Genomic DNA, 21069 nt, shown 5'->3' with positions numbered 1-21069 from the left:
ACATGGATCACGAGCCCACCATATCGCAGGACGTCAGCGCCAGGCCGGGCCATCGCAACCCGGGCAAGGGCCGCGGGCTGGGGCGCGATGTGGTGGTCGCGTCCATCTGCGGCGGCGTGGTCGCGCTGATGGTCGGCGCCTCCTACGCGGCGGTGCCGTTCTACAATTGGTTCTGCCGCGCCACCGGCTTCAACGGCACGACGCAAGTGGCGACCTCTGCGCCGGCCACGGGCCCGATCGCGCGGAAGATCTCGGTGCGGTTCGATTCCAACGTCGCGCCCGGCCTGCCCTGGAAGTTCGAGCCGGAGCAGAGCGAGATCGAGGTCAATATCGGCCAGGTTGTGACGGTCTTCTACACCGTGACCAACCAGGCGGCGCGCGCCACTGCGGGCCAGGCCGCCTATAACGTCGCGCCCCTGACGGTCGGCGCCTATTTCCAGAAGATCAACTGCTTCTGCTTCACCGAGCAGACCATGGCGCCCGGCGAGAAGCGCGAGATGCCGGTCGTGTTCTACGTCGACCCGTCGATCGCCGCCGACCACGAGAACGACGGGCTGAGCACGATCACGCTGTCCTACACGTTCTATCCGGTGCGCGATCCCGTGGTGAAACCGCTGGCATCGGGCGAAGCCGACAAGCGCAAGGGAAATCTTTGACCGCAGGGCTCACGCGCAGGCGGTTGGACGCAAGGGGATAAGTGCCGGACAGGCACGGGATTGAGGAGAGAGACGGAAATGGCCACGGCGCACACCAAGCATCACGACTATCACCTGGTCGATCCCTCTCCCTGGCCGGCGGTCGGCTCGCTCTCGGCCTTCATCATGGCGGTCGGCGCGGTCGCCTGGATGCACCACATGTTCTCGGCGGCGCCGATCGTATTCGGCGTCGGCACCGTGGGCGTGCTCTACACCATGGCGAGCTGGTGGGCCGACGTGATCAAGGAGGCCCAGTACAAGGGCGATCACACTCGGGTCGTGCAGCTGCATCACCGCTACGGCATGATCCTGTTCATCGCCTCCGAGGTGATGTTCTTCGTCGCCTGGTTCTGGGCTTATTTCAACGCGGCGCTGTTTCCGGCCGACGCCGTTCACGCCACCCGCGATGCGGTGTTCGGTTGCGGCCTCGGCACGCAGCCCGGCGCCTGCGCGGTCCCGGGCACCTGGCCGCCGAAGGGCATCGAGACCTTCGATCCCTGGCATCTGCCGCTGCTGAACACGCTGATCCTGCTCACGTCAGGTACCACCGTGACCTGGGCGCACCATGCGCTGCTCGAGAACGACCGCCAGGGCCTGAAGTATGGCCTGATCCTCACCGTCGTGCTCGGCGCGCTCTTCACCTGCGTGCAGGCCTATGAGTACGCCCACGCGGCGTTCTCCTTCGGCGGCAACGTCTATGGCGCGACGTTCTTCATGGCGACCGGATTCCACGGCTTCCATGTGCTGGTCGGCACCATCTTCCTGCTGGTGTGCCTGTTCCGCGCCTATGCCGGCCACTTCACGCCGAAGCAGCATCTCGGCTTCGAGTTCGCGGCCTGGTACTGGCACTTCGTCGACGTGGTCTGGCTGTTCCTGTTCCTCTGCATCTACGTCTGGGGACGCGGCGCCGAGACCATGGCCAGCGCCGCGCACTGAGCCCGATCGAACCGATCAGGAAGGGCGGCCGCAGGGCCGCCCTTTCGCTTTCCGGCCGCCGGAAGTTTCGTCGGAAACTGTGATAGAGTCCGCCATCATGAACGACAGTGCCGGCACACCCCCGTCCGAAACCACCGTCCTGCAAAGCGCGCTGCGTGGGCTTGCCTGCAAATGCCCGCGCTGCGGCCAAGGCAAGCTTTATGCGGGCTTTCTGACGCTCGCGCCCGCATGCGACCGTTGCGGGCTCGACTATGCCTTCATCGATACCGGCGACGGCCCGGCGATCTTCATCATCATGCTGGCCGGCGGCATCGTCGTCGCGTGCGCCCTCATCGTCGAAGTCAAATACCAGCCGCCATATTGGCTGCATGCGGTGCTCTGGCTGCCGCTCATCCTCGCCACCACGCTGTTGCCGCTGCGCTCGATGAAGTCGTTGCTGATCGCGCTGCAATTCCACCACAAGGCGGCGCCGGGCCGGTTGGTCGATCGCGCGAAATGAATGAGCCTGCGTCGCGCAAGGCCCCCGTGGCCGGCTTCGCGCTGTTCACGCTGTTCCTCACGGCTGTGTTCGTGGCGCTCGGTGTCTGGCAGCTGCAGCGCCGCACCGCCAAGCACGAGTTGATTGCGGCGCTCACCGAGCGGCTTGCGGCCGCGCCGGTTGCGCTGCCGCCGTCCGCGCAATGGGTCGCGCTCAATCCCGCCCGCGACGAATTCCGCCGCGTCAGCTTCACCGCGACCTACGCAGCCCTCCCCGATGCAATGGTCTATTCCTCCGGCTCGGCGGTGCGCAAGGACGCCTCCGGCCCTGGCACCTGGGCGTTCCTGCCGGCGCGGCTTCCCGGCGGCGAGATGGTCGTGATCGACGCGGGTTTCGTCGAGAACACGATGCAGGACCGCGGCGTCGAGGATCGCGCGGTGAACAAGCTTATCACGGGCCAACCGGTTGAGCTCACCGGCTATCTGCGCTTTCCCGAGGCGCCAAGCTGGCTGACTCCGGCGGAGAATCGCGGCAAGCGGCTCTGGTTCGTGCGCGATCATCTGGCAATCGCAAGCGTGCTGGGCTGGGGCACGGTTGCGCCGTTCTATATCGATCTCGAACGGCCCGCGCCGGCGAATGGCATCCCGCGTCCGGGACCGCTCCAGGTGAATCTTAAGGACGACCATCTGCAATATGCAATCACCTGGTTCACGCTTGCAGGCGCCGTGCTCATCGCCTTCGGCGTGTGGGCAAGAGGCCGGCGGCAGAGCTGAGCTCATTGGCAGGTCCATCGAGGGAACCCGGTATCGCCCGGGGTTTATTATTCAGCGCATATTCACGAGGGTGGTTCTAAGCCGCCAATATTGTCCGCGGCAGATTGGGTGCGGCGTGAGTGATTTCGACCAGATGGGAATTATCGTCGACTGGGTGGATGCCTGCCGTAAGGGCGACCTCACAGCCCTGCTCGACCTCTATGCCGACGACGCGCAGCTCGAATGCACCTGCGACGGCGCGCGGCGCTTTCGTGGCCGGAGCGAGATCGAGGCCTATTGGCAGCCGCGGCTCAGCGCCTTCTCCTCGGCGGGGTTCGGGCTGGAAGAGATCAATCCCGCGCCCCACGGCGTCCACCTCGAATATTCCGTCGCCGGCGCGCTGCGCATTCAGGCCTCGTTCCGCTTCAGCCCGGATGGCAAGATCCGCAGCACGCTGTGCGAACCGGCGCGACAGAATGCGCATGATGGTTGCGCCTGCTGAATTAGCCTGGTGACGGAACGTCCCGCATCGTCTCCGCCGGAAGGCGGCAGCGCACGTAGGTTCGGTCATCCACGCGCAACAGCGATAGCGATCCGCTGAGCGCGCGCACGCGCTCATGCATGCCGGTCAGGCCCCGGCCGAAGACGTTGTCCGCAGGGAAACCGCCGCCATCGTCGGAGATCTCGACGACGAGCGTCTTGCCGGCAACCGTCGCCTGCACATGTGCGTTGCCCGCGTTGGCATGTCGCAGCACGTTGGTCAGTGCCTCCTGGATCACTCGATAGACGGTCTGCGCCAGCGGTCCGCCGATTGCGCTGAGATCGCGATCGATCGCGTCCGTCAGCACGATATGAGGTGCCTGCTTGCGAAAATTCCGGAGCAGCGTTTGCACGCTCCTCGAAAGGCCGAGCTCCTCGATATAGAGCGGCCGCAGCCGGTCGAGGATGCGGCGGTTGGTCTGCTGCAGGGCCTCGACCGATTGCAGCAGGTCCTGTGCCGAATTGCCGAGATGTCCCGTTGGCTCGGAGGCATCGGTCAGCGCGATCGTGCCGGCGCGGATGCTGAAGAGGAGGGGCCCGAGCTCGTCGTGCAGTTCGCGGGCGAGATCGCGCCGCTCGTCATCCTGCAGCGACACCAGGCGGTGCATCAGATCGCGATTGTCCTGGCTGAGTTGCGCCAGTGTCGCTGCCAGCGCATTGGCTTCCTCGCAGCTCTGCCGGATCTCCGGCGGTCCTCCGACCGGGATCGGCCTTGCGTAGTCGCCGCGCCGAATCCGCGTAAGACCGTCGCCGAGATGTTGCAGGGGGCGCAGGGCCGAACCGGCGAAGACATAGGCAACGGTGCCGGTGAGCACCATCAGGACAGCGACCAGGCTGGTCAGCGCAAGGAAGCCGATCCACTTCTCGAACAAGTCGGCCGATATGTCCGGGAAGAACACGATATCGCCGACATGTCTGCCGTCTATGACGATCGGAAACGCCGCTTCCATCTCTGGTATGGTGATGAGGTTGACGAACCATTGCGGAACCTTCTTCAGGTTGCGCAAGTCTTTCGGAGAAGGCGGGGGACCTCCGTCCATGCGGCGGAATTGAATATCCGTGGAGGCGTCCAAGGACTGAACAAATGCATCGAGGGTCTTTTGCGGATTGTCCGATGCGCGCAGGGTGCTGTTGAGCGCGGCGGCGATGGTCTGGATCGAGCGTCGAGCCGGCTCGTGTTCATCAGCTACCTGACCTGGTGCAAATATCTGCAGTAATATGCCGCCCAGGATCAGGGCTGCGAGAAGGCTCGCGCCGAGCGGGAGAAACAATTGCGTTCGGAACGAAAGTCGTCGCCACATTAGGTCAATTCTAACGCGTATCGGCCGGATTTGCTCTTTCCATTTATTCCCGGCGGGCTATGAGTCGAAAAACAAGAGAGTGCGCGATGCAAGATACCGCCAAGCTGGCGACGAGGGTCCTGATCGTCGACGACCATCCCGTGGTGCTGTCCGGCTGCCGCACCCTGTTCGCATCCGACCATTCAATCCGCATTGACGAGGCGAGTGATGCCAAATCCGGGCATCGCGCCTATGTCAGCAAGCGGCCCGACGTCACCGTGATCGACATCAGCCTGCCCGACGTCTCCGGGTTCGAGCTGATGCGGCGCATCCGCAAGGACGACCCCGACGCCAAGATCATCATGTTCAGCATGAACGACGATCCGGCGTTCGTCGTGCGGGCCGTCGAGCTCGGGGCGCAGGGCTATGTCTCCAAAGGCGACGATCCCAGGATCCTGCTCAAAGCGGTGCGCAAGGTGGTCGCGGGTGACAATTTCATCTCGCCGCAGCTTGCGGAAGCCGTGACGTTTTCCGGCGCGGCGATCAAGGCCAACCCCGCGTCACAGATGACGCCGCGGGAGCTCGAAATTCTTCGCTTGCTCGGACGCGGCGATAAGATCGTCGAGGTCGCCGAGGCGCTCGGCATCTCCTACAAGACGGTCGCCAACACCACGTCCCTGCTCAAGCAGAAGCTTGGCGCCAAGAACCATTCCGACCTGATCCGGATCGCAGTGGAAATCGGAATGAACTGACTTTCGCCATCGACCGAACCGACTGCTCCGGGATGCAGCGGTTCGGCCGACGGATCGACGCCGCCGTTGGCCGGGCAATGCATTGGACAACGGGCTGACACCCATCCGCCGACACAATGGGCCGAGGCTGTATTCGTTCCCGCGACTGATTCGGGAAAAAGCGGAGTTCAGGGTCAGGATCACGGCCGGGACTTGGCTGCAACTGCCAAAAGCGAACCAGAGCCGGATCGGGAAGAATAGGAACATTTTCGATACGCGCGGGGTTTTGGACTTGACGATTTCGTGACAGGCGACGAAAGCTTGCCGGAACAGTTTTGAGGGTTCGGCGACCCCGACGAGGCAACTGGTCTGCACACAACGACAGGCCTTCCAAGAGAAGGGCTGCGGCAATGCCGCAGCCCTTTTTCATTGGGCGAGGGGGTACGCCGGAAGCGGTTTCCCGATGCCGCAAAACACTCTATGGTGGTTCAAAGCCACCGGCTGTTGACAAGTAATTACGTAAAATCAAAGGCTTAAGGGTCGAGCTCCGGCCCGGCCGCCTTTGGAGGGCAGTTTGACTCGCTATATCTCGACCCGGGGCGAAGCCCCCGAACTCGGCTTTTGTGACGTGATGCTGACCGGGCTTGCCCGCGACGGCGGCCTGTATGTGCCGGCGGTGTGGCCACAGTTTCCGAGCGAGACGATCGCCGGCTTCTTCGGCCGCCCCTATTGGGAGGTCGCGGTCGACGTGATTCGTCCCTTCGCCGGTGGCGAGATTTCCGACGCCGAGCTCGGGCGCATGGCGAACGAGGCCTATGCCACCTTCCGCCATCCTGCGGTGGTGCCGCTGCGCCAGATGTCCCCGCACCAGTTCGTGCTGGAGCTGTTCCACGGTCCGACGCTCGCCTTCAAGGACGTAGCGATGCAGCTGATCTCGCGGCTGATGGACCATGTGCTCGAAAAGCGCGGCCAGCGCACCACCATCGTGGTCGCGACGTCAGGCGATACCGGCGGCGCCGCGGTCGAAGCCTTTGCGGGCCTCGAGAACGTCGATCTCGTCGTGCTGTTTCCGCACGGCCGCATCTCCGAGGTGCAGCGGCGGATGATGACCACGACGGGCGCGGCCAACGTCCATGCGCTCGCCATCGAAGGCACCTTCGACGACTGCCAGGCGCTCGTGAAGGGGATGTTCAACAACCATCGCTTCCGCGATGCGACCTCGCTCTCCGGCGTCAATTCCATCAACTGGGCGCGCATCGTCGCGCAGGTGGTCTACTATTTCACCTCCGCCGTCGCGGTCGGTGCTCCGGCGCGCGCGGTCGATTTCGTCGTTCCGACGGGCAATTTCGGCGACATCTTCGCCGGCTACGTCGCCAAGCGCATGGGGCTGCCGGTGCGCACCCTGCGCATCGCCGCCAACGTCAACGACATCCTGGCGCGCACGCTGAAGACCGGCATCTACGAGGTGCGCGAGGTGCACGCGACGGCATCGCCGTCGATGGACATCCAGATCTCCTCGAACTTCGAACGGCTGCTGTTCGAGTCCGGCCGGCGCGATGGCGCCGGCGTGCGTCGCCTGATGGAACAGCTGAAGCAGTCCGGCCGCTTCGTGCTACCCGATGCGACACTCGCCGCGATCCGCGAGGAGTTCGATGCCGGGCGCGCCGACGAGACCGAGACTGCGGCTGCGATCCGCGCCGCCTGGCGCGAAGCGGGCGAGCTGGTCGATCCTCATACCGCCGTGGCGCTCGCCGTCGCGGACCGCGACACCACCGATACGAAGGTGCCGAGCATCGTGCTCTCCACCGCCCATCCGGCCAAGTTCCCCGACGCCGTCGAGGCGGCTTGCGGCCAGCGGCCGCAATTGCCGGCCTGGCTCGACGGCCTGATGACCAAATCCGAACACATGAGGGTGATGAAGAACGATCAGGTCGAGCTCGAGCGGTTCGTGCTGTCCGCCAGCCGCGCCGCAAAGCAGGGAGTTGCCGGATGAGCGTCGAGATGTCCAAGCTTGCCTCCGGCCTCACCGTCGTCACCGACGAGATGCCCCACCTCGAGACGGCGGCGCTCGGTGTCTGGGCCGGCGTCGGCGGACGCGACGAGAAGCCGAACGAGCACGGCATCTCGCATCTGTTGGAACACATGGCGTTCAAGGGCACGACCAGGCGCTCCTCGCGCGAGATCGTCGAGGAGATCGAGGCGGTCGGCGGCGACCTCAATGCCGGCACCTCGACCGAGACCACGTCCTATTACGCGCGGGTGCTGAAGGCCGACGTGCCGCTCGCGCTCGACGTGCTCGCCGACATCCTTGCCAATCCCGCCTTCGAGCCCGACGAGCTGGAGCGCGAGAAGAACGTCATTGTGCAGGAGATCGGTGCCGCGCAGGACACGCCCGACGACGTCGTGTTCGAGCATCTGAACGAGCTCTGCTATCCCGACCAGCCGATGGGCCGTTCGCTGCTCGGCACCGCCAAGACGCTGCGCGCCTTCAACCGCGACATGCTGCGCGGCTATCTGTCGACGCATTATCGCGGGCCCGACATGGTGGTGGCCGCGGCCGGGGCGGTCGACCACGGCCAGGTCGTCGCCGAGGTCGAAAAGCGTTTTGCGAGCTTCGAGGGGACGCCCGGGCCGAAGCCGCAGGCCGCTCGGTTCGGCCAGGGCGGCGCCAAGGTGGTGCATCGCGAGCTCGAGCAGGCGCATCTGACGCTGGCGCTCGAGGGGGTGCCGCAGACCGATCCTTCGCTGTTCTCGCTGCAGGTCTTCACCAATGTCCTTGGCGGCGGAATGTCGTCGCGCCTGTTCCAGGAGGTGCGCGAGAAGCGCGGCCTCTGCTACTCCATCTACACCTTCCACGCCCCCTACACCGATACCGGCTTTTTCGGCCTCTATACCGGCACCGATCCCGCCGATGCGCCGGAGATGATGGAGGTCGTGGTCGACATCATGAACGAATCGGTGGAGACGCTGACTGAGGCCGAGATCGCCCGAGCCAAGGCACAGATGAAGGCGGGGTTGCTGATGGCGCTGGAGAGCTGCTCCTCCCGCGCCGAGCAGCTCGCCCGGCATGTGCTGGCCTACGGGCGGCCGCAGACAGTGCAGGAACTGGTTGCCCGGATCGACGCCGTCAGCATCGAATCGACGCGGGACGCGGCCCGTGCGCTCCTGTCGCGCAGCCGGCCTGCGGTCGTCGCATTGGGCAGCGGCAGGGGTCTGGACACGGCGGTGTCTTTTGCGGAAGGATTGACACGGGCGCGCGCCAAGGCGCGGCTGCATTAGGAGCCGCGCGCGGGCATCGCCCCGGGAAGCATCACATGGCCCTCTTTCGCCTGCCATCCAGTGGACCCGCCGCCCTGGCGCCGCGCGGCAACGGGCTGCTCCTGCGCGCGCCGCAAATGTCCGACTTCCTGCAATGGGCTCATTTGCGCGAGACCAGCCGCGACTATCTGACGCCTTGGGAGCCGATCTGGCCGTCCGACGATCTCACCCGCTCCGGCTTCCGCCGCCGCCTGCGCCGCTATGCCGAGGACATTGCCGCGGACCGCTCCTATCCCTTTCTGATCTTCCGCGAGCTCGACGGTGCCCTGGTCGGCGGCATCACGCTCGCCAATGTCCGGCGCGGCATCGTGCAGGCCGGCACCATCGGCTATTGGGTCGGCCAGCCTTATGCCCATCGCGGCTACATGACGGCCGCACTCCGGGTGCTGCTGCCGACGCTGTTCGGCGAGCTCAATCTGCACCGGGTCGAGGCCGCCTGCATCCCGACCAATGCGCCGTCGATCCGGGTGCTGGAGAAGTGCGGCTTCTCGCGCGAGGGCCTGGCGCGCCGCTATCTCTGCATCAACGGGGTCTGGCAGGATCACCTGCTGTTCGGCCTGCTGCACGAGGACTTCCGCGGCTGAGCAGCCTGATGGATGCAGCCAAATCCCTTTTTGCCGCCTTGGGTTCGCCGATATTGGCGATATAACCCGGCCGGAACATTGTCATGGAGTACGGGTGTTGATGGTGCAGGAGCTTCGGTCATCGCGGACGAGGTTGCGGCGGGGCGCAGCGCTCGTGCTGGCATTATCGGTCGGGCTCGCCTCCGTCTCGCCGGTGGCGGCACAGTCGTTGACCGACCGCTTCAAGAGCCTGTTCGGCGGCAAGTCCGACGAGCCGGCGGAGCCGAAGCCGGCGCCTGCGCCCGGGCAGCCGGCCGAAGACGACCTCGATTGCCCGCAGGTCACGGTGCGCGCGGGCGCCTCGACCTACGCGGTCGGCGCCAGCGGCAAGCCGGCGGTCGGCAATGACATCCGCTTCCAGGCCTCGATCACCAAGATGGCGCGCGAATGCTTGCGCAGCAGTGCCGGCATCACCGCCCGGATCGGCATCCAGGGCCGCGTCATCGCCGGCCCCGCCGGGGCGCCTGCCTCCGTCGAGGTGCCGCTGCGCATCGCCGTCGTGCAGGGCGGCGTCGGCGAGAAGGTGATCGCCTCGAAGGCCTACCGGACCACGGTGGCGATGTCGGAAGGCGGCAGCGTGCCCTTCACCTTCGTCGCCGAGGATCTGGCCTATCCGGTGCCGGCGCCCGCGGTCGCCGATACCTACATCTTCTATGTCGGCTTCGACCCGCAGGCGCTCTCGCCGGAGCCGAGAGGGAAGAAGAAGAAGTAGGGGAGATCTTGCGGCAATGTCAGCTGTCATTGCCCGCGAAGGCGGGCAATCCAGTATTCCAGAGGCCGCGGTGCTTGAACTGAGAAGCCTCGGCGCAATGGATCACCCGCCCCAGTGCGCAAGTGCGCACAAGGTGGGTGATGATACCGCACTTGTGGATGCTGTTACCCGACAGACAAAAAAGCCGGCGCTCGTCGCGCCGGCTTTTTGATTGGGTAAGGCAAATCCCTCAGTTCAGCTTCTGCCTGACTTCGTTGATGCCCTTGGCGAGCAGGTCGTCGGCGATCTGGCCCTTGACCGACTGCGACAGGATCGTGGAGGCAGCCTGCACGGCGGCTTCCGCGGCGGCTGCCCGGACGTCCGCGAGAGCCTGAGCCTCGGCGAGTGCGATCTTGCCCTCGGCGGTCTTGGTGCGGCGGGTGACGAAATCTTCCAATTTCGCCTTGGCCTCTGCTGCGATGCGCTCCGCTTCGGCGTTCGCGTTGGCGATGATGTCGGCGGCCTCGCGCTCGGCACCGGCAGTGCGCGCCTTGTAGTCGGCGAGCACCTTGGTGGCCTCCTGCTTGAGGCGCGCCGCCTCGTCCAGCTCGGCCTTGATACGAGCGGCGCGATGATCGAGCGCCGACATCGCCGTCTTGAACACCCCCACATAGGCGAAGATCACCATCAGAATCACGAAGGCAACGGCGACCCAAAACTCAGGTGTGAAGAACATCGAGACTAACCCTTCAAGGTCGCATCAACGGCGGCATTGACCGACGCTGCATCCGGAACGACGCCCGTGAGCTGCTGAACGATGGTGCCGGCTGCATCGGCCGCGATGCCGCGGACGTTGCTCATGGCGGTCGCGCGGGTCGAGGCAATGGTCTTCTCCGCCTCGGCGAGCTTGGCGGACAGTTGCTCTTCCAGCGCCTTGCGTTCGGCTTCCGCCTGCGCATTCGCCTTCTCGCGGGATTCGTTGCCGATCGCCTGTGCACGCGCGCGCGCCGACGCGAGCTCGCCTTCATAGGCCTTGAGCGCCGCCTCGGACTGGTCCTTCAGCTTCTGCGCTTCGGCGAGATCGCCCTCGATCTTGTTCTGACGCGCCTCGATCGCACCCCCGACACGCGGCAGCGCGAACCGGGAGACGATCAGATACAGCGCGACGAAGGCGATCGCGAGCGACACCAGTTGCGAAGCAAAGGTGCTGCTCTCGAAAGGCGGAAAGCCACCGCCGTGGTGACCGCCATCGGCCTCCGTGTGAGCGCCGGTACCTTTGGCGCCGCCATGACTTTCAGCCATGGAGTTCTCCTGTTGCTGTCAGACGCGCCGCCTCCCACCTGGAAGCGGCGCGAAACGCGTTCAGAGCGGGACGAACAGCAGCAGCAGAGCGATCAGCAGCGAGAAGATGCCGAGCGCTTCGGTCACGGCGAAGCCGAAGATCAGGTTGCCGAACTGACCCTGAGCAGCTGCCGGGTTGCGCATGGCTGCGGACAGATAATTGCCGAAGATGAAGGCCACGCCGATGCCGGCGCCGCCCATGCCGATGCACGCGATGCCCGCGCCGAGAAACTTAGCTGCTTGCGGATCCATTTTTGACTCCTTGGAAGAAAGACAGGTGTGGGTGGAAAAGCACCCGGATCACTCAGTGTCCAGGGTGAATGGCGTCGTTGAGGTAGATACAGGTCAAGATCGCAAACACATAGGCTTGCAGGAACGCGACCAGCAGTTCGAGCGCGGTGAGCGCGACGGCGAGCGCCAGCGGCATGACACCGCCGATCCAGCCGACCACGCCAAGAGACGCGCCGAGCATGGCAACGAAACCGGCGAACACCTTCAGCGCGATGTGGCCCGCGAGCATGTTCGCGAACAGTCGAACGCTGTGCGAGACCGGCCGCAGGAAGAACGACAGCACCTCGATCGCCATGACCAGCGGCAGGATGTAGCCGGGAACGCCCGAGGGCACGAACACTTTCAGGAACTTCAGGCCGTTCTTGTAGAGGCCGTAGATCAGGACCGTGAAGAACACCAGCAGCGCCAGCGCCGCAGTGACGATGAGATGGCTCGTCACGGTGAACGTGTACGGAACGATGCCTACGAGGTTCGAGACGCAGATGAACATGAACAGCGAGAAGATCAGCGGGAAGAACCGCATGCCATCCGCTCCGGCAGTGCTGCGGATCATGCTGGCCACGAACTCATAGGAGAGCTCGGCCACCGACTGCAGACGCCCCGGAACCAGCTGCTTGCCGCTGGTGAGCAGAAGCAGCGCAATGATCCCCACCGCGACGAACATGTAGAGAGAGGCATTGGTGAAGGCGATCGTGTGATCGCCGATACGGCCGATCGTGAAGAGCGGTTCGACGTTGAACTGATGGATCGGGTCGATTTTCATCCGCGCGGCATCTCTCGTCTGCTGGACAAGCCGACCAGTGAAGATTGGTCGGCCGGCTGTGCCGGCGAGCGGCACGACAGTTAACCCGGCTAGGCCAATTACGAACCACCGCGCCTGTTCGGACCCGCGCCTGCCGTTCTCACCACATTCACCACGCCGGCGATGAAGCCCAGCAGCAGGAACGCGATGAATCCGAAAGGCGACGTCGACAGCAAGTGGTCGAACCCCCAGCCAATCCCCGCTCCGACAGCGACGCCGGCGATCAACTCCGAGGATAGTCGGAAACCAAGCGCCATCGCCGAGGCTCTGGCCGCTTTGTCTCCATCGTCACCTGCGGGTTGCTCGGTCTTGGCCCGGCGGTCGCGAAATTCGGACAACCGCTGATCAAGATTTCCGAGCCGATCGGAAAGCGCGGCTTCCTCGGGCGATCTATCGCGATCTCCATCCTCGCCGTGTCCCGTGCCCTGTGTCATGCAACGAAGACCCGAAACGCTGCGGCTGAATGGAAATTGCGCCCGTCACCCTCAAAAGCCGCGCGGACCATACTGATGGCCTATAATCAAGTCAAGCCAAGTCACGATTGCGTCCCTTCCGATTATGTATTTGATTTACTTGATGATATTGACGCGCACAGCAGCGCTGCACACAGCGTGACGCCGCACCGCAGCAGGTCTGCTTGCGAACGGCGGACGCAGCCGTGCTTTCGCCGCGCTCGCGGGATCAAAGAAGCCGCCGCGTTCGTTGATTTCGGGGCGGCTTTTTGGCGGCGGGTTGCCGGCCGAGGGTGTAGAATTGCAACCGCAGCCGCAGCAGTGCCGGGGCGGAGACAATGATGAGACCTGCGACGTCATCCACGACATCATGGCTCGCGGCGGCGGCCGCGGTGATGGTAGTCAGCGGCGGCCTCGCGGCCGCGCAATCTACGCCCGACGGCGAAAATGGCCGCTACAGCATGACGCCCATCCCCGAGGGCGTGCTGCGGCTCGACACGCGCACCGGCACGGTGTCGACCTGCACCAGGAACGGCGCCGGTTGGGCCTGCTACGCGGTGCCCGACGAGCGGACCGCACTCGACGCCGAGATCGGCAGGCTCCAGGCCGAGGTCGAGCGGCTGAAGGCACAGCTCGCGGCGGGGCCAACGGTATCGGGCAAGATCGACGAGGCGCTGCCGAAATCCGATCCACTCAGGAAGCCCGAGCCCAAGGTCGCCGAGGGCGAGCGCAAGATCGAGATCCCGCTGCCGAGCGAGCAGGACGTCGACCGTGTGATGTCGTTCCTGGAAAAGGCCTGGCGGCGGCTGATCGACATGGCCAACCGCGTGCAGAAAGACGTGTCGGGGAAGATCTGATGCGGGCCCCTCCATGACATCTGCCAGATCCGTCACCCGCTCCGCACCATCGTCCGTACAGGCCACGACCGTCACATCGGCACTGCTCACCGTGCAGACGCCTGGCCGCGGCTTCACCGATCTGACCAGCGAGGCCGCGAGATTCATCGCCGAGGCGCACGCGGGTGAGGGCGCGTTGACGCTGTTCATCCGCCACACCTCGGCCTCGCTGACGATCCAGGAGAACGCCGATCCCTCCGTGCTGGTCGATCTTACGACGGCGCTGTCACGGCTCGCGCCGGAGAACGCCGGGTGGACCCATGATACCGAGGGGCCGGACGACATGCCGGCCCATATCAAGACCATGCTGACGCAGACTTCGCTTCAGGTCCCGGTCCTGAGCGGCAAGCTCGCGCTCGGCACCTGGCAGGCGATCTACCTGATCGAGCATCGCAGCCGCCCGCACCGCCGTGAGATCGTGCTGCAATTCATCGGCAGCGATCGATAACCACACAAAGCAAAACCGGCCGCGGAGACCGCGGCCGGTTGGTGTCGTCGATTGCTGCTGCGATCAGGTCGCCTTGATGTCGACGTCCTTGGTTTCCGGCAGGAACAGGAAGCCGATCACCACGGTAATCGAGGCGAAGATGATCGGGTACCACAGACCGGCATAGATGTCGCCTGTCGAGGCCACGATGGCGAAGGCGGTGGCAGGCAGGAGGCCGCCGAACCAGCCGTTGCCGATGTGGTAGGGCAGCGACATCGAGGTGTAGCGGATGCGGGTTGGGAACAATTCGACCAGCATCGCCGCGATCGGGCCGTACACCATGGTCACGAACAGGACCAGGACGAACAGCAGGCCGATGATCGCCGCCGGCTGCGGACGGAAGACGTCGAACGGATGCGACATCTTCACGATGCCGGTGTCACCCGCCTTGGGATAGCCGGCCGCCTGCACCGCGGCGAGAACCGCCGGGTTGCTGTCCTTGGCATTGGCGTAGGGCACGTCCTTGCCGTTGACCACGACCTTCACGTCCGAGCCGGCCGGACCTGGCGTCGTCGTGTACCTGACCGACGATTGCGACAGGTAGGCGCGCGCGGTGTCGCAAGGCGCGGTGAAGACGCGGGTGCCGACCGGGTTGAACAGATCGCCGCACTTGGCGGGATCGGCCACCACCTCGACCTTGACCGTCTCGATGGCCTTTTCCAGCGCCGGGTTGGCGTTGGAGGTGATCATCTTGAAGATCGGGAAGAAGGTCAGCGCCGCGATCAGGCAGCCGCCGAGGATGATCGGCTTGCGGCCGATCTTGTCGGAGAGCATGCCGAACACGATGAAGAAGCCGGTGCCGAGCAGCAGCGACCATGCAATCAGCAGGTTGGCGGTATAGCCGTCGACCTTCAGGATCGATTGCAGGAAGAACAGCGCGTAGAACTGGCCGGTGTACCAGACCACGCCCTGGCCCATCACACCACCGAGCAGGGCGAGCAGCACGAGCTTGCCGTTCTGCCAGTTGCCGAAGGCCTCCGTCAGCGGCGCCTTCGAACCCTTCCCCTCTTCCTTCATCTTCTGGAAGATCGGCGATTCGTTCAGGCGAAGCCGGATCCAGACCGAGATGCCGAGCAGCAGCACCGAGACCAGGAACGGAATGCGCCAGCCCCACGCTGCGAAATCGGCCTCACCGAGCGCGGTGCGGGTGAACAGAATCACCAGCAGCGACAGGAACAGGCCGAGGGTTGCCGTGGTCTGGATGAAGGAGGTGTAGAAGCCGCGCTTGCCGTTCGGCGCATGCTCCGCGACGTAGGTCGCCGCACCGCCATATTCGCCGCCGAGCGCCAGACCCTGGGCGAGGCGCAGCACGATCAGGATGATCGGGGCCGCGATGCCGATGGTCGCCGCGTTGGGCAACAGGCCGACGATGAAGGTCGACAGACCCATGATCAGGATGGTGACGAGGAAGGTGTATTTGCGGCCGACGATGTCGCCGACACGGCCGAACACAATCGCGCCGAACGGACGCACCAGGAAGCCCGCGGCAAACGCCAGCAGCGCGAAGATATCGCGGGTTGCCGGCGGATAGGCCGAGAAGAACTGCGCGCCGATGATGCCGGCCAGCGAACCGTAGAGATAGAAGTCGTACCACTCGAAGACGGTACCGAGCGAGGAGGCGAGAATGACGAACCGTTCGTCCTTCGTCATCCCCTGCGCGCTCGATTGAGACACAGCCATTGTCGACATGTTTGAGTCGCTCCCCGAAAATCGTTTCCTCTCGCCCCCAGAATGTCCGGACGTGCCGGATCAGCCCAGGTCTTGGCCACAAGGTAACATCGGCGTGAAACCCTCCCCAATACGACTTTCGGCCTTGCGCACTGGTGCTGCGGTATCCAGCGCCGGTGTGCAAATGCCAAGCCGGGGGGATTAACCCCTTTGCAGCAAAGGGATAATGTCCACTTGCATGCCACGGCCGCTCGGGGAAGAATTGACGCACCCGGGATCTGTTCGCCGATCCGCCGCGAACGACAGCAAGAGAACGATGAACGCTCCTTCGACCCATCTCGTCATCGCCGACGATCATCCCCTGTTCCGCGATGCGCTGCGGCAGGCGGTGGCGGGCGTTCTCCCCTCGGCCCGGATCGACGAGGCCGGAACCTTCGAGGATCTGACCAAGCTCCTGGAGCAGACCTCCGAGGTCGATCTGGTCATGCTCGACCTCTCCATGCCCGGGATCTCCGGCTTTTCCGGCCTGATCTATCTGCGCGCGCAATACCCGGCGATTCCGGTCGTGATCGTCTCGGCATCCGACGACAGCGCCACGATCCGCCGCTCGCTCGATTTCGGCGCGTCCGGCTTCATCCCGAAGCGGTTCGGGGTCGAAACCTTGCGCGATGCCATCCTCAAGGTGATGGAGGGCGACGTCTGGGTCCCCGCCGATACCGACCTCTCCGCCGCCGCCGATCCCGACATGACCCGCCTGCGCGACCGCCTGGTGACGCTGACGCCGCAGCAGGTTCGCGTCCTGATGATGCTGTCGGAGGGCCTTCTCAACAAGCAGATCGCCTACGAGCTCGGTGTCTCAGAGGCCACCATCAAGGCGCATGTCTCGGCGATCCTGCAAAAGCTCGGCGTCGAGAGCCGGACGCAAGCGGTGATTGCCGCCGCCAAGATCGCCGGCGGCCAGTGGAAGCAGGGCACGCCGACGGGGTAGCGTTTGCGCGTCAACTGGCGGATGTCCGGGCTCGCGGCAGAGCGCAATCATTCGTCGCGATGAGAGCTTCGGCGGTTTTGACCCGTGTGGGCATGTCGATCGATGGATTAGCTGGACCGCTAAACCGTCGTTTGGAATAGACCGCCAGTAGCTGACGCGGCTAAGTTGGGGTCAAACCCCGGAGGATGAAGATGCCGTACTTCACAGCCAACCAGACCCAATCCGATCGCACGTCTAAGGTGCTTGCAGATGTCTTCTGTGCGCTTTTACTAGGGACCTTTTCCATCGTCTTTTTCGGCCTGGTTGGCGGCCTTATTGCTTTAGTTCTGCTGGAAGCTTGCTTGCTCGCCCTCGATTGGGTGATGCCGAGCGACGATGATGCCGCTGGGGTTGTCCGCTAGGAGATCAAGGGCCAACGAATGAGCAAGCCCGTAAAATCTGAAAGCGAACTCGTCGCCATGGCGAGAGCCGAGTTGAAGGTCCACGCCGACTGTCCCGATGGAATGACGATTTCCATCCTCCGCGACGGGAAATCCTGGGAGTTTCGGGCCAGCGCTGATCAGGCGACCTCTGATCGGCCGGGCTATCCTGAATGCGTTGCCATGCTGGTCCAGATTGGGGATCACCTCTGCAGGCAGTACGACGTCGAGGGTTAGGCGCGCCTCGACAGCCGACACCGGTCAGAAGATGCGGTCGATCACCATCGTCAGGCCAGCTGAGAAGGCCATGATGATCACCAGGGGGACTCCTGTCTCAAAGAATGGCAGCTCCATCCACCGATGTGACTGCCCGTTGCGAGGCAGGAAGACCCAGAGGAGAGCGATCGACAAGACGACCAGGAATGCGCCGATCACGAAATCCTCCTCTGGAGCAGTGATATCTCGCTGGAGGTTGTCCTCCGCCGGTCGCGTCGCCGGTAAGCCCCGAAGGTCAACCCAATTAAGCCTAGTGACGCTAACTTAGACATTGCTGCGGCAAACTGTCCATTTTCCTGTTGACCGGGAATTGGCCGACGGTAAAGGTGGCCCTGCTTCACGCGGCGGCTGAGACCTGAACGTGTCTTGCCGAAAACCGACAGCAAGAACGGGCGGAAGCATCAGGAGGGGTCAACTAGCTCCCGCGCAGACGTGGCAGGCAGCTGATGCAGCGCCATGGTCCTGCTCGCCTGGGGGATAGTACTCAGCGAGCGGGGACAAGGCATCGATGCGCCCATTGTTGGCGATGAGTACGGCTATCGACTGGCTGAACGAAAAGGTCGGCAACGTCTGCAATATTCTGGTGCTCGCGGCCTGCGTCGTGAGTGCTGTCAATGCGATGATCCGCTACGCCTTCAGCTACAGCTCGAACAGCTGGCTAGAGACACAGTGGTATATGTTCGCCGTCATCGTGATGTTCGGCGCGTCCTACACCTTTAAGCGCAACGAGCACGTCCGCGTCGAGATCCTTTATCTCATGCTCACCGAACGCGGCCAGCTGTGGCTGGACCTGATCGGGACATTGGTCTTCCTCGTCCCTGCCTGCCTGCTCCTCAGCTACCTCTCTTGGGGGATGTTCTACAATTCGTTCGTCATCGGCGAAATGTCCAACAATGCAGGCGGCCTTCTGCGGTGGCCGATCAAGTTCGTCCTGCCGGCCGGCTTCTTCATGGTGGCTTTGCAGGGTATCTCGGAGGTCATCAAGCGCGCCGCCGCCTTACGCGGTGAAGTCACCATCGATGCGAAATACGAGCGGCCGACCCAATGATCACGATCGAGATGATGCCGCCGCTGATGTTCGGCGGACTTGTGCTGGCGATGCTCATCGGCTTTCCGGTCGCCTTCACGCTGGCCGCCCTCGGGCTCTCGTTCGGATTTCTCGCGATCCATTTGGGATTTTTCGAGTTCAGCTTCCTCCAGGCGATCCCGGAGCGCATCTACGGCAGCGTTCTGTCCAACGAGCTGCTGCTGGCCATCCCATTCTTCACGTTCATGGGCGCGATCCTCGAACGATGTGGCCTCGCAGAGGACATGCTGGATTCGATGGGACAGCTGTTTGGCCCCGTTCGCGGCGGTCTCGGCTATTCCGTGATCATCGTCGGCTTCATCCTTGGGGCCATCACAGGCACAGTGGCGGCGCAGGTCATCGCCATGGCGCTGATCTCGATGCCGGTCATGATCCGCTACGGCTACAACGTGCGCTACATCACCGGCGTGCTCGCAGCCTCCGGCACCATAACCCAGCTGGTGCCTCCCTCGCTGGTTTTGATCGTGCTCGCGGACCAACTCGGAAAGTCGGTGGGTGACATGTATCTGGGCGCCTGGGGGCCATCGATACTTCAGATCGCGCTGTTCGCGGGCTACACCTTCGTTCTGAGCATCGTCAAACCGGGCCATGTTCCGGCGGTGCCGAAGGAAGCGAGGACGCTCAAGGGCTGGGCACTCTGGCGCAAATGCCTTCTGGGCATCATTCCGTCCGCCGTTCTGATCTTCGTGGTGCTCGGCACGATGATGCTGGGGCTCGCCACGCCGACCGAAGCGGGTGCCATGGGCGCCGTCGGCGCGATCGTCCTCGCCGTCATCCATCACAAGGATTTCAGCTCGGCCGGTCACAAGGTCTTGCTCGTGGGCGTGGCCGCGGCCGGCGTGGGCACCATCATCGGCATCTACTTCACGCCTAATCTGCCGTTCAAAATTGCGTTCGCGATTGCCTATCTGGCGGTGGCCTGGGCGTGTCTCGAGGTAATCAGGATTCCCGACCTGCGCTTGCTGGTAAAGCAGGGTTATGAGACCACCATGCGCATCACCTGCATGGTGACTTTTATCCTCATTGGATCGACCTGTTTCTCGATTGTCTTTCTCGGCTGCAACGGGGGCGTCTGGCTGGAACACATGCTGACATCGTTGCCGGGCGGTGTATGGGGCTTCTTAATCTTCATCAATCTGTTCATCTTCTTTGTCGCCTTCTTCCTCGACTTCTTCGAGATTGCCTTCATTATCGTTCCCATGATCGCGCCGACCGCCCTCAAGCTCCTCACGCCTGTCGTCGGCGCGGATGCCGCCTTGATCTGGTTTGGGATCATGCTGTGCGTGAACATGCAGACCTCCTTCCTGCATCCCCCCTTCGGCTTCGCACTGTTCTATTTGCGCGGCGTGGCGCCGAGGGAAGTCAAGAGTTCAGACATCTATTGGGGTGCGGTGCCGTGGATCGGTCTGCAGGCGATCATGGTTGCGGTCGTGATCGCATTCCCGATCACTGTCACCGGGTTGCTGGACGCCCCGATCAAGGTGGATCTGGATAAGATCAAGATCGAGATTCCGGACATCGAGTTGCCGCCACCGCTGGTCGATTTCGGGCAGCCCAAGAACTAAGGGACGTCCGCCGAAGCACTTCCGCTTTTCGTCCAACCCGGGCGGTTGACGCTCTCCGCTTTTCGCGCTGCTGCTGGAGATGACGGGACATCATGTGCGCGTTCTTCGAAACATGATTTGCAGGGACGTGACCGAGCCACCCCTAGGGGTTGGGCCGTCGTCGCTCAAAACAGCAACGGCTGGGTCAACCGATCGGCGGCCAAGTATTCTACTTTACAGAAATTCGGATTCAGCGTAAATCCTGGCTCACCCTGATCCGGCGAAAGGGGCGGTCGTACGTCGTCACGAGCCGCGGATCGGGCTGCGGTGGACGCTTTGGCGCCGTCGCGGATGTGGGACGCAGGGCGGGGTGATGGATTGAGCCGAGCCCCGTGAGCGCCTCGCAAGCCGCGTTGTACGAACGGCGCCGTTCGCGTAACGGCAAAACCGTGTGGTCCTGGCCGTCGTTGCTACGGTCAAGCGCTTGCGGATGCGGCATCTGCGCCAACCGGCGCGGTGTCGGTGACTTTCGTGAGGGCGAGGGAGGCCAGAGGGAACTCGGCTCCCGGGAGAGCACGGCATAAGCCGTCCGACCATCGCGCAGGGAAGGCCGTGTGTTCGGCTTCACCTGTATGCTGCTGTGCGGTTCCTTCTGCGTGTGCATTTCGCGCAGCGGACCGCGGGTGCGAGCCAGCACCCGGCCTTCCCTGCGCCCTTTCTCCAGGAGGGCGTGACGCGAAGCGCAAAACTCGGGCGAAACGCGCCGCGAGAAGA

At 63.8% G+C, this 21069-nt stretch carries 26 protein-coding genes; 18 read left to right on the top strand and 8 right to left on the bottom strand.

All coding sequences use genetic code 11. The features are described 5' to 3' along the window. The first annotated feature begins 2 nt into the window (after positions 1 to 2). From I6F21_RS12765 to I6F21_RS12745, 5 genes are all read left to right on the top strand, one after another. On the top strand, positions 3 to 656 hold the full coding sequence (locus I6F21_RS12765) for a cytochrome c oxidase assembly protein (protein ID WP_036020565.1): 654 nt from the start codon (positions 3 to 5) through the stop codon (positions 654 to 656). 78 nt (positions 657 to 734) lie between these two features. After that, the gene (locus I6F21_RS12760; RefSeq protein WP_035996590.1) at positions 735 to 1631 is read left to right on the top strand and encodes a cytochrome c oxidase subunit 3; all 897 of its coding nucleotides are present in this window, start codon (positions 735 to 737) and stop codon (positions 1629 to 1631) included. A gap of 97 nt (positions 1632 to 1728) precedes the next feature. Further along, on the top strand, positions 1729 to 2130 hold the full coding sequence (locus tag I6F21_RS12755; protein WP_035996593.1) for a DUF983 domain-containing protein: 402 nt from the start codon (positions 1729 to 1731) through the stop codon (positions 2128 to 2130). Beyond that, the gene (locus tag I6F21_RS12750; protein ID WP_035996596.1) at positions 2127 to 2882 is read left to right on the top strand and encodes an SURF1 family cytochrome oxidase biogenesis protein; all 756 of its coding nucleotides are present in this window, start codon (positions 2127 to 2129) and stop codon (positions 2880 to 2882) included. The genes I6F21_RS12755 and I6F21_RS12750 overlap by 4 nt, the downstream gene beginning before the upstream one ends. Before the next feature lie 115 nt (positions 2883 to 2997). Continuing rightward, a complete protein-coding gene (locus tag I6F21_RS12745; RefSeq protein WP_035996598.1) occupies positions 2998 to 3363 on the top strand; it encodes a nuclear transport factor 2 family protein in 366 nt (121 codons plus the stop codon). A gap of 1 nt (position 3364) precedes the next feature. Here I6F21_RS12745 and I6F21_RS12740 read toward each other — a convergent pair whose 3' ends face one another. Continuing rightward, positions 3365 to 4702 carry a histidine kinase gene (locus I6F21_RS12740; RefSeq protein ID WP_035996601.1) on the bottom strand — a complete coding sequence of 446 codons (1338 nt, stop codon included), beginning with the start codon at positions 4700 to 4702 and terminating at the stop codon, positions 3365 to 3367. Between the two features lie 86 nt (positions 4703 to 4788). On the opposite strand from I6F21_RS12740, the gene I6F21_RS12735 reads away from it, so the two are divergent. The 6 genes from I6F21_RS12735 to I6F21_RS12710 all read left to right on the top strand — a co-directional run bounded on the left by I6F21_RS12735 (position 4789) and on the right by I6F21_RS12710 (position 10276). Continuing rightward, on the top strand, positions 4789 to 5433 hold the full coding sequence (locus tag I6F21_RS12735) for a response regulator transcription factor (protein ID WP_028178165.1): 645 nt from the start codon (positions 4789 to 4791) through the stop codon (positions 5431 to 5433). Positions 5434 to 5986: 553 nt separating this feature from the next. Further along, positions 5987 to 7405, top strand: a complete 1419-nt coding sequence (thrC, locus tag I6F21_RS12730; RefSeq protein WP_225183186.1) for a threonine synthase — start codon at positions 5987 to 5989, stop codon at positions 7403 to 7405. Beyond that, entirely contained in the window at positions 7402 to 8691 is a 1290-nt protein-coding gene (locus tag I6F21_RS12725) for a pitrilysin family protein (protein WP_036020577.1), read from the top strand. The genes thrC and I6F21_RS12725 overlap by 4 nt, the downstream gene beginning before the upstream one ends. Positions 8692 to 8726: 35 nt before the next feature. Beyond that, positions 8727 to 9314: a GNAT family protein gene (locus I6F21_RS12720; protein ID WP_035996611.1), complete on the top strand. Its 588-nt coding sequence runs from the start codon at positions 8727 to 8729 to the stop codon at positions 9312 to 9314. A gap of 100 nt (positions 9315 to 9414) precedes the next feature. Beyond that, the gene (locus I6F21_RS12715; protein ID WP_225183251.1) at positions 9415 to 10065 is read left to right on the top strand and encodes a hypothetical protein; all 651 of its coding nucleotides are present in this window, start codon (positions 9415 to 9417) and stop codon (positions 10063 to 10065) included. Positions 10066 to 10081: 16 nt separating this feature from the next. Further along, a complete protein-coding gene (locus I6F21_RS12710; RefSeq protein ID WP_157783945.1) occupies positions 10082 to 10276 on the top strand; it encodes a hypothetical protein in 195 nt (64 codons plus the stop codon). Positions 10277 to 10294: 18 nt separating this feature from the next. Here I6F21_RS12710 and I6F21_RS12705 read toward each other — a convergent pair whose 3' ends face one another. From I6F21_RS12705 to I6F21_RS12685, 5 genes are all read right to left on the bottom strand, one after another. Then, positions 10295 to 10780 carry an ATP F0F1 synthase subunit B gene (locus I6F21_RS12705; RefSeq protein ID WP_035996616.1) on the bottom strand — a complete coding sequence of 162 codons (486 nt, stop codon included), beginning with the start codon at positions 10778 to 10780 and terminating at the stop codon, positions 10295 to 10297. Between the two features lie 5 nt (positions 10781 to 10785). Beyond that, positions 10786 to 11346 (bottom strand): F0F1 ATP synthase subunit B, encoded by a 561-nt coding sequence (locus I6F21_RS12700; RefSeq protein ID WP_036040220.1) that lies wholly within the window; start codon positions 11344 to 11346, stop codon positions 10786 to 10788. Positions 11347 to 11406: 60 nt separating this feature from the next. Beyond that, positions 11407 to 11637: a F0F1 ATP synthase subunit C gene (locus tag I6F21_RS12695; protein ID WP_008541273.1), complete on the bottom strand. Its 231-nt coding sequence runs from the start codon at positions 11635 to 11637 to the stop codon at positions 11407 to 11409. 52 nt (positions 11638 to 11689) lie between these two features. Continuing rightward, complete coding sequence (locus I6F21_RS12690) at positions 11690 to 12439, bottom strand: F0F1 ATP synthase subunit A (RefSeq protein ID WP_035996621.1); 750 nt, start codon at positions 12437 to 12439, stop codon at positions 11690 to 11692. A gap of 98 nt (positions 12440 to 12537) precedes the next feature. Then, entirely contained in the window at positions 12538 to 12912 is a 375-nt protein-coding gene (locus I6F21_RS12685) for an AtpZ/AtpI family protein (RefSeq protein WP_035996624.1), read from the bottom strand. A 359-nt stretch (positions 12913 to 13271) separates the two neighbouring features. Between I6F21_RS12685 and I6F21_RS12680 the strand changes: the two genes are divergently transcribed. After that, on the top strand, positions 13272 to 13787 hold the full coding sequence (locus I6F21_RS12680) for a hypothetical protein (RefSeq protein ID WP_036020619.1): 516 nt from the start codon (positions 13272 to 13274) through the stop codon (positions 13785 to 13787). 13 nt (positions 13788 to 13800) lie between these two features. Further along, the gene (locus I6F21_RS12675; RefSeq protein WP_036020587.1) at positions 13801 to 14274 is read left to right on the top strand and encodes a secondary thiamine-phosphate synthase enzyme YjbQ; all 474 of its coding nucleotides are present in this window, start codon (positions 13801 to 13803) and stop codon (positions 14272 to 14274) included. A gap of 63 nt (positions 14275 to 14337) precedes the next feature. On the opposite strand, the gene I6F21_RS12670 is transcribed toward I6F21_RS12675, so the two are convergent. Next, entirely contained in the window at positions 14338 to 15963 is a 1626-nt protein-coding gene (locus I6F21_RS12670; protein WP_193375171.1) for an MFS transporter, read from the bottom strand. A 334-nt stretch (positions 15964 to 16297) separates the two neighbouring features. On the opposite strand from I6F21_RS12670, the gene I6F21_RS12665 reads away from it, so the two are divergent. The 3 genes from I6F21_RS12665 (at position 16298) to I6F21_RS12655 (ending at position 17625) form a co-directional block, all read left to right on the top strand. Beyond that, positions 16298 to 16969: a response regulator transcription factor gene (locus I6F21_RS12665; protein ID WP_225183185.1), complete on the top strand. Its 672-nt coding sequence runs from the start codon at positions 16298 to 16300 to the stop codon at positions 16967 to 16969. 191 nt (positions 16970 to 17160) lie between these two features. Continuing rightward, positions 17161 to 17370, top strand: coding sequence for a hypothetical protein (locus tag I6F21_RS12660; protein WP_036020622.1), 210 nt, complete (start codon positions 17161 to 17163; stop codon positions 17368 to 17370). 18 nt (positions 17371 to 17388) lie between these two features. After that, a complete protein-coding gene (locus I6F21_RS12655) occupies positions 17389 to 17625 on the top strand; it encodes a hypothetical protein (RefSeq protein ID WP_025033504.1) in 237 nt (78 codons plus the stop codon). Between the two features lie 24 nt (positions 17626 to 17649). On the opposite strand, the gene I6F21_RS12650 is transcribed toward I6F21_RS12655, so the two are convergent. After that, entirely contained in the window at positions 17650 to 17823 is a 174-nt protein-coding gene (locus tag I6F21_RS12650; protein WP_157785976.1) for a hypothetical protein, read from the bottom strand. A 349-nt stretch (positions 17824 to 18172) separates the two neighbouring features. On the opposite strand from I6F21_RS12650, the gene I6F21_RS12645 reads away from it, so the two are divergent. Next, positions 18173 to 18712, top strand: a complete 540-nt coding sequence (locus tag I6F21_RS12645; protein WP_036020596.1) for a TRAP transporter small permease subunit — start codon at positions 18173 to 18175, stop codon at positions 18710 to 18712. Continuing rightward, positions 18709 to 20316, top strand: coding sequence for a TRAP transporter large permease subunit (locus tag I6F21_RS12640; RefSeq protein ID WP_225126868.1), 1608 nt, complete (start codon positions 18709 to 18711; stop codon positions 20314 to 20316). Before I6F21_RS12645 ends, I6F21_RS12640 begins: the two co-directional genes overlap by 4 nt. The last annotated feature ends 753 nt before the right edge of the window (positions 20317 to 21069 follow it).

The organism is Bradyrhizobium sp. NBAIM03 (assembly GCF_020194055.1).
GTDB lineage: Bacteria > Pseudomonadota > Alphaproteobacteria > Rhizobiales > Xanthobacteraceae > Bradyrhizobium > Bradyrhizobium yuanmingense.
This window is presented reverse-complemented; position numbering and strand designations above follow the sequence as displayed.

Coding starts and splice junctions, on each gene's coding strand:
- I6F21_RS12765 (WP_036020565.1), top strand. CDS start 3: ATGGATCACGAGCCCACCATATCGCAGGACGTCAGCGCCAGGCCGGGC.
- I6F21_RS12760 (WP_035996590.1), top strand. CDS start 735: ATGGCCACGGCGCACACCAAGCATCACGACTATCACCTGGTCGATCCC.
- I6F21_RS12755 (WP_035996593.1), top strand. CDS start 1,729: ATGAACGACAGTGCCGGCACACCCCCGTCCGAAACCACCGTCCTGCAA.
- I6F21_RS12750 (WP_035996596.1), top strand. CDS start 2,127: ATGAATGAGCCTGCGTCGCGCAAGGCCCCCGTGGCCGGCTTCGCGCTG.
- I6F21_RS12740 (WP_035996601.1), bottom strand. CDS start 4,702: ATGTGGCGACGACTTTCGTTCCGAACGCAATTGTTTCTCCCGCTCGGC.
- I6F21_RS12735 (WP_028178165.1), top strand. CDS start 4,789: ATGCAAGATACCGCCAAGCTGGCGACGAGGGTCCTGATCGTCGACGAC.
- I6F21_RS12725 (WP_036020577.1), top strand. CDS start 7,402: ATGAGCGTCGAGATGTCCAAGCTTGCCTCCGGCCTCACCGTCGTCACC.
- I6F21_RS12720 (WP_035996611.1), top strand. CDS start 8,727: ATGGCCCTCTTTCGCCTGCCATCCAGTGGACCCGCCGCCCTGGCGCCG.
- I6F21_RS12715 (WP_225183251.1), top strand. CDS start 9,415: ATGGTGCAGGAGCTTCGGTCATCGCGGACGAGGTTGCGGCGGGGCGCA.
- I6F21_RS12710 (WP_157783945.1), top strand. CDS start 10,082: ATGTCAGCTGTCATTGCCCGCGAAGGCGGGCAATCCAGTATTCCAGAG.
- I6F21_RS12705 (WP_035996616.1), bottom strand. CDS start 10,780: ATGTTCTTCACACCTGAGTTTTGGGTCGCCGTTGCCTTCGTGATTCTG.
- I6F21_RS12700 (WP_036040220.1), bottom strand. CDS start 11,346: ATGGCTGAAAGTCATGGCGGCGCCAAAGGTACCGGCGCTCACACGGAG.
- I6F21_RS12695 (WP_008541273.1), bottom strand. CDS start 11,637: ATGGATCCGCAAGCAGCTAAGTTTCTCGGCGCGGGCATCGCGTGCATC.
- I6F21_RS12690 (WP_035996621.1), bottom strand. CDS start 12,439: ATGAAAATCGACCCGATCCATCAGTTCAACGTCGAACCGCTCTTCACG.
- I6F21_RS12685 (WP_035996624.1), bottom strand. CDS start 12,912: ATGACACAGGGCACGGGACACGGCGAGGATGGAGATCGCGATAGATCG.
- I6F21_RS12680 (WP_036020619.1), top strand. CDS start 13,272: ATGAGACCTGCGACGTCATCCACGACATCATGGCTCGCGGCGGCGGCC.
- I6F21_RS12675 (WP_036020587.1), top strand. CDS start 13,801: ATGACATCTGCCAGATCCGTCACCCGCTCCGCACCATCGTCCGTACAG.
- I6F21_RS12670 (WP_193375171.1), bottom strand. CDS start 15,963: ATGACGAAGGACGAACGGTTCGTCATTCTCGCCTCCTCGCTCGGTACC.
- I6F21_RS12665 (WP_225183185.1), top strand. CDS start 16,298: ATGAACGCTCCTTCGACCCATCTCGTCATCGCCGACGATCATCCCCTG.
- I6F21_RS12660 (WP_036020622.1), top strand. CDS start 17,161: ATGCCGTACTTCACAGCCAACCAGACCCAATCCGATCGCACGTCTAAG.
- I6F21_RS12655 (WP_025033504.1), top strand. CDS start 17,389: ATGAGCAAGCCCGTAAAATCTGAAAGCGAACTCGTCGCCATGGCGAGA.
- I6F21_RS12645 (WP_036020596.1), top strand. CDS start 18,173: ATGCGCCCATTGTTGGCGATGAGTACGGCTATCGACTGGCTGAACGAA.
- I6F21_RS12640 (WP_225126868.1), top strand. CDS start 18,709: ATGATCACGATCGAGATGATGCCGCCGCTGATGTTCGGCGGACTTGTG.